13 protein-coding genes are annotated in these 13,414 nt (G+C 43.9%); 9 read left to right on the top strand and 4 right to left on the bottom strand.

What is annotated here, in order from left to right; translation table 11 throughout:
• Positions 1 to 18: 18 nt before the first annotated feature.
• The 4 genes from DS742_RS27290 to DS742_RS27275 form a co-directional block, all read right to left on the bottom strand.
• On the bottom strand, positions 19 to 1,029 hold the full coding sequence (locus DS742_RS27290) for a hypothetical protein (RefSeq protein ID WP_117420063.1): 1,011 nt from the start codon (positions 1,027 to 1,029) through the stop codon (positions 19 to 21).
• Between the two features lie 115 nt (positions 1,030 to 1,144).
• Positions 1,145 to 1,372, bottom strand: coding sequence for a hypothetical protein (locus DS742_RS27285; RefSeq protein WP_117420062.1), 228 nt, complete (start codon positions 1,370 to 1,372; stop codon positions 1,145 to 1,147).
• 61 nt (positions 1,373 to 1,433) lie between these two features.
• Positions 1,434 to 2,651 (bottom strand): DUF401 family protein, encoded by a 1,218-nt coding sequence (locus DS742_RS27280; RefSeq protein WP_117420065.1) that lies wholly within the window; start codon positions 2,649 to 2,651, stop codon positions 1,434 to 1,436.
• Between the two features lie 79 nt (positions 2,652 to 2,730).
• A complete protein-coding gene (locus DS742_RS27275) occupies positions 2,731 to 3,414 on the bottom strand; it encodes a helix-turn-helix transcriptional regulator (RefSeq protein WP_117420061.1) in 684 nt (227 codons plus the stop codon).
• Positions 3,415 to 3,750: 336 nt separating this feature from the next.
• Between DS742_RS27275 and DS742_RS27270 the strand changes: the two genes are divergently transcribed.
• From DS742_RS27270 to DS742_RS27230, 9 genes are all read left to right on the top strand, one after another.
• Complete coding sequence (locus DS742_RS27270) at positions 3,751 to 4,581, top strand: transporter substrate-binding domain-containing protein (protein WP_170313617.1); 831 nt, start codon at positions 3,751 to 3,753, stop codon at positions 4,579 to 4,581.
• Between the two features lie 29 nt (positions 4,582 to 4,610).
• Positions 4,611 to 5,315: an amino acid ABC transporter permease gene (locus DS742_RS27265; RefSeq protein WP_170313616.1), complete on the top strand. Its 705-nt coding sequence runs from the start codon at positions 4,611 to 4,613 to the stop codon at positions 5,313 to 5,315.
• 18 nt (positions 5,316 to 5,333) lie between these two features.
• Entirely contained in the window at positions 5,334 to 6,038 is a 705-nt protein-coding gene (locus DS742_RS27260; protein ID WP_117420058.1) for an amino acid ABC transporter permease, read from the top strand.
• 43 nt (positions 6,039 to 6,081) lie between these two features.
• Entirely contained in the window at positions 6,082 to 6,837 is a 756-nt protein-coding gene (locus tag DS742_RS27255; protein ID WP_117420064.1) for an amino acid ABC transporter ATP-binding protein, read from the top strand.
• Positions 6,838 to 6,861: 24 nt separating this feature from the next.
• The gene (locus DS742_RS27250; protein WP_117420057.1) at positions 6,862 to 8,046 is read left to right on the top strand and encodes a MalY/PatB family protein; all 1,185 of its coding nucleotides are present in this window, start codon (positions 6,862 to 6,864) and stop codon (positions 8,044 to 8,046) included.
• Positions 8,047 to 8,050: 4 nt separating this feature from the next.
• Positions 8,051 to 9,751 carry an ammonium transporter gene (locus DS742_RS27245; protein WP_117420056.1) on the top strand — a complete coding sequence of 567 codons (1,701 nt, stop codon included), beginning with the start codon at positions 8,051 to 8,053 and terminating at the stop codon, positions 9,749 to 9,751.
• A gap of 321 nt (positions 9,752 to 10,072) precedes the next feature.
• Positions 10,073 to 10,819 (top strand): hypothetical protein, encoded by a 747-nt coding sequence (locus DS742_RS27240; RefSeq protein WP_117420055.1) that lies wholly within the window; start codon positions 10,073 to 10,075, stop codon positions 10,817 to 10,819.
• A 32-nt stretch (positions 10,820 to 10,851) separates the two neighbouring features.
• The gene (locus DS742_RS27235) at positions 10,852 to 11,682 is read left to right on the top strand and encodes a MerR family transcriptional regulator (RefSeq protein WP_170313615.1); all 831 of its coding nucleotides are present in this window, start codon (positions 10,852 to 10,854) and stop codon (positions 11,680 to 11,682) included.
• 76 nt (positions 11,683 to 11,758) lie between these two features.
• Entirely contained in the window at positions 11,759 to 13,228 is a 1,470-nt protein-coding gene (locus DS742_RS27230) for a UbiD family decarboxylase (protein WP_375340403.1), read from the top strand.
• Positions 13,229 to 13,414: the final 186 nt, after the last annotated feature.

The raw sequence follows: 13,414 nt of genomic DNA, 5'->3' as shown, positions 1-13,414 counted from the left end.
TAAGCCGGTGGTCATGATTTAATATACAATTTCCTCATATCCGTCTGTAGAGGGAAATGTGATTGTAACTGCCTGTCCAGGATTTTTATAATCCAGGTTCACGTTCATATCAAGTCCCATGGATTCTTCATCCTCGGTGATAATCATGGAGATCAGAATCTCTTCTTTGGAAAAGTATCCTTCCGGACTGATCACTGCCTTACCGTTTACGCCTGTGATTTTAAAGTCTGAATCCGTAAGGGAAGGCCATACCTTGTCGTAGAATCTGTTCAGATACTGCTCAAGGCCGTTTGTCTCACTGGAATAAAACAGTACGCTGTTTCCGTCCTTATCCTGTGCGATCTGTACGTTGTCCAGAAATGCGCCAAACTGTCCGGTAAGGCCGCCCAGAGTGAGATGCTTTGTCATATCTTCATATCCGATTTTCATTTTAAATTTTTCACTGTCTCCGGAATCGGAGTAATAACAGCCATTGGTATAAAAGGAACTCTCAGATTTTTCCAAACCCAGAGTCTTTATGATGCTGCTGGATAAAAACTCCATATTGGGCGTGTTGATATCGTGGTATTTCATCTGCATATTCATGATAACCGGAATCTGCAGCCAGTCGTAATATAAATCCATGGTTATATCTGCGTTCACATCCAGTCCTGGTAAAGAAGAACTTTTCCGGTCCGCATCCTGGTAAAGAAGGGCTCCCTTTTTCTTCATCTGAACAGCAGCTGAAGGGTTGGCTGCTCTTAAACGTACGATCCCATCGTCTGTCCATGCGCCGTTTTCGTTAACTGTATGACCATCGGGAGTCACCGTATCCGTAAGCAGGATTCCGTCTCCGTCAAAATAATAGCACTCTGCCATTCCGTCTTTGTCGGAATCGATCCACTTCCAGGCAGATGCCGTATAGGTGTGATCGTCTTCCTTCCACCGCCAGCCTTCCGAATCCTGTTTCCAGGTTCCTGCCATTGCGGTAGATGCAACAGAGATTGACAGAAGTGAGGCAGCAGCAAATACTTTAATCAGTTTTTTCATGCCTTTTACTCCTCCTGTTTTGCCATTGAAACGGTGGAAGTTTCATGGCCTGAATGTATTTTACCATATCTTTCCAGTAACAACAACTTTTTTCGGGGAAGTAAAAGGATATGAGTTATTTTAAGGTGGCTTTTAACTGTTCCATAAGCTCAAGATCTGAGGCTTTCAGCTTCATGTTGGTAGTCAGTGTTTTCCCTTCCGGAGATGTGACATGGATTTCTATCATGGATCCTTCTTTTAAGGCACTTTCCGAAGCTGCTTTTAAAAATAAGGGAAATTTGGGGTGATTGTCTTTGAACACATTCCAGGCCTCTTTTAACTGCATAAGATTCATGAGATTCATATAATAAATCCTTTCTGATTTAAAATTGATAGGCACATCCTAGCACAAATTAAGCGGAGAGTCAAATCAGGATCAGTGCAGTCAGCACCCGGTAATAAAGGAGAACCAGAAAAAAGAAAATCAGGATAACAGGAAGCGTCCGCTTTAATAAATCCCCCATTCCTGTATGGAAATATTCGGTTACCAGCGCAAGGCATACATGGGTGGGAGAAACCTGCATGGCACAGTAGGAAGAGGACATTAAAAGCATCATAAGAGCAGCTCCTCCGTTTGGAATGGCTGCAAAGGCCAGAGGAAGGCAAAGTACAATGATTGCCGTTGATCCACCTACAATGGAACCAAAAAAGAAGATCAGTGCAAAGGCCAGATAAGTCGGTATGGGGAGAGCGCTGAAAAGATCAGGAAGCTGTGAAATCACGTCAGTATAAGTGAGGACTTCTTTGAAAATCATGATTAGAAGTGTATTTACAATGATTTTAGGCTCCAGCGCAGAAAGAAAAAACGGCTTGATTTCACGCATGGTAAAGCGGTAAAAGAAGAAGGCCGCAACGATCACCAGGGGAGTCGCTATGTATACTTCAAGCTGAAATGCAATGATGAGAATGATGGCTGCAGCAATGGTCCACAGGCTGTTTGCAAGCTGTCCGAACGCTGCTTTTTTTGACATCCCCTCGTCATTTGCAATCTCTCTTGGAATTTTTCTTAGATAAAAAATATAACCCAGAAAAATCAGGATGCCCACAGCCGGGAGCATGGAGAGAAGAAAGTCCCCTGTCTCAACACCTGCCAGACCCAGTGCAATCAGGATGGATGAATAAGTGGGAAGAAAACTCTCCGGAATATGGCGGTAATAGCTGGTGACAAAGGTTTTATCCTCTTTGCTTAAATAATCCCCGCAGGAGGAATCCACGATAGACCCGCAGATGTAGACGGCTCCTGCAGAAGGCAGCAGACCGATGAAAATGGGAGCCAGCATGGTGGTGATCCGCCTGTTGTGAAACAGATGATTTAACGAGGATTCGGCTGTCATTAAAAGATTGCGTTTCTCCAGCATGCGCTGTAAGAACGTAATGGTGTAAAAGCTTAATAAAATGGTCCCGGTGCTTTTGGAAAATACAGCGAGCCAAAGAATGGAACAGATACTAAAAACCGGTATCTGAAAGATAAAAAATGACAGCAGTATGCTGCAGGCAATGGCCAGCCATAGAGGTCTTTTCAGCCAGAGCAGCACTAAAATTACAAGAAAGACCAGTAAGAGTTTGATCAGTTCCATTGATATCATTGTATTTCCTCCCTGTTGTGTGATAAAAAATTATTATTGCAATAAAATATTATCAGGGAGTTTAGCATCATTTTTTTTAAATGTCAATCTGTTTTTTCGGCTCCTGCTTGCTGATTTTACTTAAGTACCGGTATATGGTGGCATCGGAGCAGTTAAGCTTTAAGGCGGCTTCGCTGACTGCACCTTTGATCATAAAGACTCCTTTTTCGTTCAGCTGCTTTACGATGGAGATCTTTTCATCCTGGGTGAGACGGTCTGCAGGAATTCTGTTTTCCATGATGTAATCCGGCATGGCACTGGCGATCATATCACCGATGTCATTTGTAAATGTTTCCGTATGCTCTACAGGAAGATCTATCCTCTTACTGGAAGAAGATTCTTTAGACAATCCGCCAAGCTTTAAGATAGACTGGCACAGCTCCTGGTAAATCTGTGTGTCTACATTGAGGCAGAGCATGCCTAAGAGCTCCTGTCCCTCTTTGATAAAAAGGGTTGAGGAGATCAAAGGTTTCTTGTCTTTGGTCAGCCCGCTGTAATTGAGCAGGTAAGGCTCCTTTTTCCAGATCCCCTCTCTTATGATTTTAAGAGCCAGGTCCGTTAACGGAGCTCCAACGGTTCTGCCGCTGTTCTGCCCGTTGGCAATGGCTGTGATGCAGCGTTTCCCTTCTCTTAAATCAAGAAGTGCAATTTCATAATTGTCACTTAACACATTTCCCAGAAAATTAGTCAGCACTTCGTAGTGCTTCATGATATCGCTCATAGAGTATGGCCCCCTTTTGGTCTGATAAATTTTAGATTATTATATACCAAAAAAGCCTGATATGTAAATCCTTGTCCTTGAATTATCTGTCAATCTTGAATATTTGTGAAAAATGTATTGAAAGTGAGAAAATGACAACTGGCTTTTGTGAAAATAATAAAACATTATTATCCTGATAAAAAAATATTGACAAAGGCAAAACGATGGAATATACTTTGCCTAACAGTTCCCCGGCCGTCAGGAAGCGGAACAGGTGGTAGACAAAGGCGTTTGCATAATAGCAGGCGCCTTTTTTGTCGTTTTAATCGATGAAGACAGATGCAGGAGGAGAAAAAAATGAAGAAGATTATGAAAAATGCAGTTTGTTCGGTTATGGTTCTTACACTGGCGGTGTCTATGACCGCATGCCAAAAAAACCAGAGTTCAGGAGTCTCAAAAGTAAAGGTGGGTACCGGAAATGCCATGCCGCCTTATTGCTCTCTCGATGATAAGGGAGAACCGGTGGGGTATGACGTGGCAGTATTAAAAGAGATTGATAAGCGTCTTGACAAATATGAATTTGATATTCAGGCAATGGATTTTAATACTCTCATTGTTTCCATTGACTCAGGTGCGTTGGATGTGCTGTCCCACCAGCTTGTAAAAAGTGATGCCAGAAAAGAGAAGTATTTATTCCCGGAACAGTATTACTGCCTCTCCCCCATGTCCTTATGTGTGAAAAAGGACAGCGGGATTCAGTCACTGGCTGATATGGCAGGCAAATCCATCAACCAGTCACCGACCAGCTACGAATATTCCATGCTGATGGCTTATAACGAGAAAAATCCGGGAAAAGAACTGAAAATCAATGCAGTCAGTGACTTGTCAACAGCAGACGGCTTTAAGCAGGTTTCCAATGGCCAGGTAGATGCAAGCCTTACCTATCAGTCCACCTATGACAGTGTACAAAAGGAATTAAAGCTGGATAATCTGGCACTTACCGATGTGGTTATGGTGGAAGATACCTACATCATGTGTGCAAAAGGAAAAGATGATTTAAATACCGCCATTGATGGAGCATTAAAGGAAATGGTAAAGGACGGAACCTTATCAAAGATCGCAACGGAATACCTCGGTCAGGATGTATTTTCAAACTATGCGGATATGGTCAGCATAACAGCAAAATAAACGGATTGCAGGAATGGAGGGAAAAGAATTTGGAGAACACATTTAAACCGGCTACAATTCCGGGCTATATTCCCAATGTATTACGGGCTTTTCCTGTTACCCTGGAGATTCTCCTGATATCGCTTTTGATCAGCCTGGCACTGGGGGCGTTCGTAACTGCAGCAGGAATCGGAAAAAGAAAGTGGCCAAAAGCGATTGCAGGCGGTTATATCGCATTTATGAGAGGAATTCCCACGCTGGTTTTAATCTTTTTGATCTATCTGGGACTTCCGCAGGTGGCCCAGAGTGTTGGAATTGATTTATCGGGAGTCAGCAAGACCGTATTTATTGTGGCATGTCTTTCCCTCAGCAGCTCAGCCAATATGGCGGAGATGATGAGAGCCTCTTATCTGGCAGTGGATAAGGGGCAGAGGGAGGCAGCTTACAGTGTGGGAATGAAGGAATTTACAGCATTTCGCCGGATTATTTTCCCGCAGGCATTTGGCATTGCAATCCCTGCTCTGGGTAACAACATCATCATGCTGTTTAAAGATACCTCACTGGCCTTTGCAATCGGTGTCATTGATTTAATGGGAAAAGCAAGAGCCATCAGCTCTGCCAGCTATGGGGCAAACCGCCTGGAGGTTTATATTGCAACGGGCATTATTTTCTGGGCAGCCTGTATTATCCTGGAGTATTGCAGCAAATTTACAGAAAAAATCTACACAAAGGGCCGGAAGAAGGCAACAAGTTAAAGAAAAGAGGAAAACAGGATGGATTTTAAATTTATCATAGAAGCGCTGCCAAAGATCATGCTTGCAGTTCCCATCACGCTTTTCATGTCTCTTGTATCAGCCGCTGCAGGCTGGCTTTCTGGTCTTTCCATCGCATTGATCAGAAAACACAGGGTTCCTGTTTTGTCCCAGCTCTCAGCTGTGTTCGTTTCTTTTATGAGGGGCGTGCCCATGGTGATTCTGCTGTATATCTCTTACTATGCCTTGCCCATTCTTTTATACAGCTATGGTCTGAGCATTGGAATCACCATTGATATCAATGCAGTTCCGCCCATCGTATATGCCATCATTGCCCTGGCTCTTGATCAGGCGGCTTATTCCTCGGAAATATTCCGCTCCGCCTTATCCGCCGTTGATGAGGGACAGATGGAAGCGGCATTCAGTGTGGGAATGACCAGAACCCAGGCACTTGTGCGGATTATCTTTCCCCAGGCGCTTGCCATTGCCATTCCAAACCTGGGAGGCATCTTCGTCGGTCTGGTGAAGGGAACGTCACTTGCCTATTATGTAGGGGTTTATGAGATAACTGCTACAGCAAACTTACTGGCAATGCCGGCGCTTAATTTCATTGAAGCCTATATTATGACAACCCTGATTTATGAAGCAATCAGCTTTGTACTGAATAAATTATTCCGCATCTGTGAGGACCGGCTTAAAAAGTTCCGGGCAGGCGCATCTGCCTGAGCGCGGACACCAATATGAGGAAGGAGCAGATATTATGGCAAATATGGTGGAACTGAACAATATCCATAAGTCATTTGGAAAAAACCACATTTTAAAGGGAGTTAATTTAAAGATTGAAAAAGGGGAGGTAGTGGTAATACTGGGTCCCAGCGGCTCCGGAAAGACAACGCTTCTGCGTACCGTCAATTTCTTAGACAGCGCCGATGACGGCAGTGTTACAGTCAATGGCTTTCAGTTAGACTGCAAAAAGCATTCCAAAACCCAGGTCATTGAACTGAGAAGAAAGACGGCCATGGTATTTCAGAATTATAATTTATTTCAGAATAAAACCATTCTGGAAAATGTCATGGAAGGTCTTGTGACGGTTAAGAAAATAGGAAAGGCAGATGCGGAAAAAATGAGCCGTGAAATACTGGCAAAGGTGGGATTGTCGGAACGGTGTGATTTTTATCCGTCCCAGCTTTCCGGCGGCCAGCAGCAGAGAGCCGGCATTGCAAGGGCACTGATTCTGGATCCTGACGTAATTCTGTTTGATGAACCAACCTCCGCTCTGGATCCCGAGCTGGTAGGAGAGGTTTTAAATACCATAAAAACCGTTGCACAGACTGGTATTACCATGATTGTTGTAACTCATGAGATCTCATTTGCCAGAGAGGTTGCATCAAGGATCATATTTATGGAAGGCGGCAGCATTGTTGAGGAAGGAAAACCCTCTGAGATTCTGGTGAATCCAAAAGAACCAAGAACGCAGCAGTTTTTAAAGAGGATTACAGATCCCCAGTCTGCAGAAAAAGAATAAGAGACGTTAAGTGGAGGAAGCCAAATGCGCTATGATTTTGAAACTCTGGTAAGAAGAGAAAATGCAGGTTCTTTTAAATGGAATGATATGAAAATAAAAAATCCCGATGTGAAGGAAAACGTGGTGCCTCTTTCCGTTGCGGATATGGAGTGGAAAAATCCCCCGGAAATCATTGAAGGATTAAAAGCCTATTTAGACCAGTCCATATTGGGGTATACCGGAGCTACGGATGCCTATTATGACAGCGTGATCAGCTGGATGGAAAAACGCCATGGATTTTCTCCAAAGAGGGAATGGATTGTGGAGACAGCAGGTGTGGTTCCCGGTCTCGGCCAGATGGTGGCTGCATTTACAGAGCCGGAAGATGCAGTTCTCATAATGACTCCGGTCTATTATCCATTCCGCATGTCAGTGGAAAACAATAAGCGGACGCTGGTAACGACGGAGCTGATCAATACAGGGGATTCTTACCAGATAGATTTTGAAGATTTTGAGGAAAAAGCGGCGAGGAAAGACGTAAAGCTTCTTATATTATGCAGTCCCCATAATCCGGTTGGCCGGATATGGACAGAGGAGGAACTTGGAAGGATTGCAAAGATCTGTTTGAGAAACGGTGTTTTTATTATTTCTGATGAGATTCATTTTGACTTGATTCTGCCCGGTTACCACCATGTTTCCATGGGAACCTTGGAGGAAAAATATGTAAATAACTGTGTGATTTCAACCGCTCCCAGCAAAACCTTTAATCTGGCGGGATTTCAGACCTCCAATCATTTCATCGCCAATGAGACAATGCGGGAAAAGATCACTGCTGCGAGAGGTTATCATTCTTTGAATTTAATGGGCTACAAGGCGTGTGAGATCGCTTATACCCAGTGTGAAGCCTGGCTTGAGGAACTGCTGCTGCATTTAAATGACAACAAGAAATTCGTTGAGAAATTTGTTTCAGACAATCTGCCTGAGGTGAAGGTTTATGATCTTCAGGGGACCTATCTGCAGTGGCTGGATTTCAATGGACTGGGTATGGATTATCAGGAGCTTGAGAAGTTCATGCAGATGGAGGCCCAGCTGTTCTTGGATGAGGGATATATCTTCGGAGAGGGCGGCAGAGGATTTGAACGGATTAACATTGCCTGCCCTTTATGGGTACTTAAGGAGGCAATGGAACGGCTTTTGGAGGCGGTAAATCGATATAAGGAACGGAGGTAGTCATATGTCAGCTGTCAATACAATCTGGGTTCTGTTCGGGGCTGCGCTGGTATTTTTTATGCAGGCAGGATTTGCCATGGTAGAGGCGGGATTTACCAGAGCGAAAAACTCGGGAAATATTATCATGAAGAATATGATGGATTTCTGCATTGGAACCCCCATCTACTGGTTTATTGGATTTGGAATTATGTTCGGGGGAGGGATTGATTTTTTTATACACGGCGATTACAGCAAGATACTTCCCTCCGGTGTTTCCCTCTGGTCCTTTGTTATCTTCCAGACCGTATTTTGTGCTACGGCCGCCACAATTGTGTCAGGAGCCATGGCGGAGAGAACAAAATTTTCCGCATACTGTGTTTACAGTGCGGTCATATCCTGTGTAGTTTATCCGGTATCCGGTCACTGGATCTGGGGCGGAGGCTGGCTGTCATCTCTGGGATTTCATGATTTTGCAGGTTCTACGGCGGTCCATATGGTGGGCGGCGCGGCAGCATTTCTGGGAGCGTATATTCTGGGGCCGAGAATCGGAAAATATTCAAAGGATGGGAAGCCCAAGGCCATACTTGGGCACAGCATTACACTTGGAGCTCTTGGAGTTTTCATATTATGGTTCTGCTGGTTTGGGTTTAACGGTGCCTCCACTGTATCCATGGAAGGGGACAGCATTGAGGCAGCCGGAAGAATCTTTATGACGACCAATCTGGCGGCTGCAGTATCCACCTGCACCACCATGATATTTACCTGGATCCGCTACAAAAAGCCGGATGTTTCCATGACATTAAACGGAACTCTTGCAGGTCTTGTCGGAATAACAGCCGGGTGTGATGCCGTAACTCCGGGCGGTGCGGCTGTTATTGGTATCTGTACGGGACTTATGGTGGTTCTGTCTATCGAATTCATAGATTCCAGGTTAAAGGTGGATGATCCGGTAGGAGCAATCGGGGTACATGGCGTGTGCGGAGCGCTTGGAACCATTTTGGTGGGAATTTTTGCAAAAGAAGGCGGTCTTTTATACGGAGGAGGCATAAGTCTGCTGGGAATTCAGATTCTTGGAGTCCTTTCCGTTGCAGCCTGGGTCGGAATTGTGATGTTTGCCGTATTTAAGATCATAGACCAGACCATGGGTCTTCGTGTTACTTCCAGAGAAGAAATTGAAGGTCTGGACAGTACGGAGCACGGACTTGCAAATGCCTATGCGGACTTTCTTCCTGTGGTTCCGATGGAAGATCTGGCTAACCGGGTGGAGAGTGTGTCTGGAATTAAGACAGTCAGACCGGATGTTCCTGTGGAAGAAGCCATTCCTGTTAAATCCGCTGATTCTACAGGAACAGGTGTTTCAAAGTCCGTGCTGACCAAGGTTGAAATTCTTGCAAAGCAGTCAAAGTTTGAAGAACTGAAATCAGCTATGAATGAAATAGGAGTAACTGGTATGACGGTCACTCAGGTTCTTGGCTGCGGTATGCAGAAAGGTGCGGCAGAATATTACAGAGGAATTCCAGTGGATATGATGCTTCTTCCAAAAGTACAGGTGGAGATAGTGGTTGCGAAGGTTCCGGTTGAAGAAGTGGTTAAGACTGCCAGAAAAGTGCTTTATACCGGACATATCGGGGATGGAAAAATATTTATCTACGATGTCAGGGATGCAGTAAAGGTTCGTACCGGTGAAACCGGATATGATGCCATGCAGGGAGTGGATGATATATAAATTTTCTGATTTAAATTGTTTTGGAGTCAGACGGAAGCAAAGTTTTTCTTTCCGTCTGACTCCTTTTTTGTTGTGCCGGATTCTGATTTTTTTGTGATAACATGCTAATTTTGGAACCTAACATGTATAATTTTGACCCACCGGTTGAGAATTTCATGGAAACATGGTATAAGCTTAAAAGATATAATTGTTAATAATTGTAACTTTTCTAGTGGCATCAGCTTGTGCTGACCATGCTATTTATTATATAATAAAAGCCAAAGTAACATTCTCTAATAGTATACTTGCGCTGTTTTGCTTATTTTAAAGGAGAATATCTTTATGACTAAAAAAGAAATCATGAAAAAAATTATAGGAAATGTTTTGATTCCCATCGGATTTGTATCTGGTGAAAATATAGATAGCTGTTGGTTTATAAGGAAATTCAAAAACAGTAAGGGAGAAACAGCAAGACAGGTTGTTGAGTTTTACAGCAGCGGATGGGAGAAAAAACTGTATATGGTCATTAATTGCTTTTCGGGTAAATACAGCAGTTACCGGATCAGCGATTTAGTGCCGGACAGCAGGGAAGACGGTCTGCCTTATTCTACAATGAGAGAATATCAGCTGGCTGTTGAAGCATATGCGGATATTCTGAAACAATATGGTCCGGACTTTTTTAAGAAAATCGCCCAGCCGCCGGCAGAAGATGATTATTTCAGGGAAGAGGATAACTGCAGGCTGTTTGAAAAACATGAGTCACTGGCCGAAAAATTTGTGGCAGAACATAAACTGGATCTGTCACAAATATCGACAGAAGACGCAGTGAAGATAATAAAGAAAATTTTATTGGAAAAACAGGGAGAACCTTTTGAAAACTGCCGGGATATGATACTGGAACTGTCGGCATTTTATGGCTGCGTGCAAAAAAAGAGCCACAAATGCAAATGGGTCATGCATAATTGCAGAACACATTTTACATGTACCCTGGATTTTAATTCGAAATCAATTCCCTCATTATATGTACATAATGACATTCATATGGCATGGAAAAATGGTATGGACAAGCTGGATTCCTTAATCATATGATGGTGTTAAACTGAATGGAGGTGGAACCCATTATGGCAGATGAAATTGTCACAATCAGTGAGATGGCAAAACTGCATCACCTCACCCGGCAGACGCTTATTTATTATGACCATATCGGGCTTTTGAAACCTGTTTCCATTAATGAACATGGTTACCGGTATTACAGCGTTTATCAGATTCCTGTATTGAGGGAGATCTGCCTTTTGAAAAAACTTGGGATGAAACTGGAAGATATTAAGAAAAGCTTTGAAAACCGCAGCCCAGATACAGTCATGAAACTTCTTAAACTGCAAAAAGATTCCGTGGATAATCAAATTCAGGAACTGAATAAAACCAGGATGCATCTGGAACAGCGAATCAAGTTTTATGAGAACCTTCATGAAGAACACACCATTCATACTCCTCTTATAAAGGAAATCGGACCCAGGAAGATTCTTTTTGTTCCATTTCCCTGCGAGCCATGTAAGAATATACTTCATCTTACGCTGATGAGAGCCTGGAATCAGCTTTTTGACTGGGGTACGGTGCCTTCCAGCGGGTTTGGCACTCTGATCAGGTGCAGTCAGTTTGACTCGGAGGATCTATACAGGGGGGCTGGGATTTTCGTTGTGGTCCCGGACCAGGAGTATAACTTTCCGGGTATTGAGGAGATTCCGGAAGGTATATTTGCCTGCATGTATAAATACTCTTTTCCATATTACAAAGATGATTTTCTTTCTCTGAAAGAATGGACGGAGTCACAGGGGTATGATATCACCGGTGATGCGCTGGATTTATGTCTTTTGGATACCACATTTTATAATTCGGAGCATGAGGTGGATTACTGCTGTCTGCAGATTCCCGTGAAGAAAAGATCCTCTTGACTGTATAGCGACTATATAGTTCATAGTAAGCTTATCAGACTATCATCAAAAAAAAGGGGGATTTGTTATGTCAGAAATGAAAGTAAATGATCTGCGTTCAGCTTTAGAACTTTTGGCGTCAATTCCAGGCCAGCTGATTGAAACGGATGAAGAAGTTCATCCTCATGCAGAACTGTCCGGTGTTTACCGCCACGTAGGTGCGGGCGGTACTGTTATGCGTCCCACAAAGGAAGGACCTGCCATGATATTTAATCATGTAACCGGTCATGAAGGCGCAAGAGTGGCAATCGGACTGCTGGCAAGCCGTAAAAGAGTCGGTTATTTGTTGGACGAAGCACCGGAACGGCTGGGTCATATGCTTAACGAAGCAGTTAAGAATCCTGTGAAACCGGTTGTCATTGACCAGAAAGAGGCGAAATGCCAGGAAGCAGTTCATTATGCATCCGATCCGGATTTTGATCTGCGCAAACTGGTTCCTGCGCCCACCAACACGGAAGAGGATGCAGGTCCTTATATCACAATGGGGATGTGTTATGCATCTGATCCGGAAACAAAGATTTCTGATGTTACCATACACCGTCTGTGCATTCAGAGCAGGGATGAGATCTCCATGTATTTTGTGCCTGGAGCCAGACATTTAAATGTATTTCGTGAAAAAGCTGAGGCAGCGGGAAAGCCCCTTCCTATTTCTATCAGCATTGGTGTAGATCCTGCCATTGAGATCGCTTCCTGTTTTGAGCCGCCTACAACACCCCTTGGATTTAATGAACTGGAGATCGCAGGAGCAATCCGCAAAAAAGCAGTTGAGCTGACCCCTTGTATTACCATCGATGAAAAATGCATTGCCAATGCGGAATATGTAATAGAAGGAGAGCTGCTTCCGGGTGTGCGGGTAAGAGAGGATCAGAATACCAATACCGGAAAAGCCATGCCTGAATTTCCAGGATATACAGGTCCTGCAAATCCAGAACTTCCCGTTATTAAAGTAAAAGCAGTTACTCACAGAATCAATCCCATCATGCAGACCTGCATCGGACCCAGCGAAGAGCATGTAAGTATGGCCGGAATTCCAACGGAAGCCAGCATTATCCAGATGGTGGAAAAAGCCATGCCAGGAAAGCTGTTAAACGTGTACTGTGCTTCCAGCGGCGGAGGAAAATATATGGCAGTACTTCAGTTTTGTAAAAAGATCCCCAGTGACGAGGGAAGACAGCGCCAGGCTGCACTGCTTGCTTTCTCCGCATTCAGTGAACTGAAGCATGTTTTTCTGGTGGACGAAGATGTGGACCCGTTTGATATCAATGATGTAATATGGGCGATGAATACCCGCATGCAGGGGGATTCCGGCATTGTCTGCATTCCTGGGGTACGCTGTCATCCCCTGGATCCTTCCAATGATCCTTCTATTTCTTCTTCCATCCGGGATCATGGAATTGCGTGCAAGACCATTTTTGACTGCACGGTTCCATTTGACCAGAAGAACCGGTTTAGACGGGCGAAATTCATGGATGTAGATCCTTCCCGCTGGGTGCCGGATATACATTAAGGTCTTTTCATCTATTATCAGAGATGATATAATTAAAACAGCAAAGATAAAAACACAGCCCATGGCATTTGTCATGGAGATCCGGTTGGTAGTCCGGACGGAAACGGTTTTCCTCCGTTTCTAAGTAACCCTCCTCCTGGTCGTCCGTTCTTTGTCGAAACAATAAAAGTCCAGCTAAGAAATGTC

Origin of the sequence: Lacrimispora amygdalina, assembly GCF_003432035.1 — a bacterium.
GTDB classification, from domain to species: Bacteria; Bacillota; Clostridia; order Lachnospirales; family Lachnospiraceae; genus Lacrimispora; species Lacrimispora amygdalina.
Note: the sequence above shows the minus strand (reverse complement) of the source record. Positions and strands in the feature narration are given on the sequence as shown.

Excerpts from the sequence above, each read along its gene's own strand:
- DS742_RS27230 (WP_375340403.1), top strand. The coding sequence starts at position 11,759 with ATGAAAGTAAATGATCTGCGTTCAGCTTTAGAACTTTTGGCGTCAATT.
- DS742_RS27255 (WP_117420064.1), top strand. The coding sequence starts at position 6,082 with ATGGTGGAACTGAACAATATCCATAAGTCATTTGGAAAAAACCACATT.
- DS742_RS27235 (WP_170313615.1), top strand. The coding sequence starts at position 10,852 with ATGGCAGATGAAATTGTCACAATCAGTGAGATGGCAAAACTGCATCAC.
- DS742_RS27250 (WP_117420057.1), top strand. The coding sequence starts at position 6,862 with ATGCGCTATGATTTTGAAACTCTGGTAAGAAGAGAAAATGCAGGTTCT.
- DS742_RS27260 (WP_117420058.1), top strand. The coding sequence starts at position 5,334 with ATGGATTTTAAATTTATCATAGAAGCGCTGCCAAAGATCATGCTTGCA.
- DS742_RS27270 (WP_170313617.1), top strand. The coding sequence starts at position 3,751 with ATGAAGAAGATTATGAAAAATGCAGTTTGTTCGGTTATGGTTCTTACA.
- DS742_RS27285 (WP_117420062.1), bottom strand. The coding sequence starts at position 1,372 with ATGAATCTCATGAATCTTATGCAGTTAAAAGAGGCCTGGAATGTGTTC.
- DS742_RS27275 (WP_117420061.1), bottom strand. The coding sequence starts at position 3,414 with ATGAGCGATATCATGAAGCACTACGAAGTGCTGACTAATTTTCTGGGA.
- DS742_RS27240 (WP_117420055.1), top strand. The coding sequence starts at position 10,073 with ATGACTAAAAAAGAAATCATGAAAAAAATTATAGGAAATGTTTTGATT.
- DS742_RS27290 (WP_117420063.1), bottom strand. The coding sequence starts at position 1,029 with ATGAAAAAACTGATTAAAGTATTTGCTGCTGCCTCACTTCTGTCAATC.
- DS742_RS27245 (WP_117420056.1), top strand. The coding sequence starts at position 8,051 with ATGTCAGCTGTCAATACAATCTGGGTTCTGTTCGGGGCTGCGCTGGTA.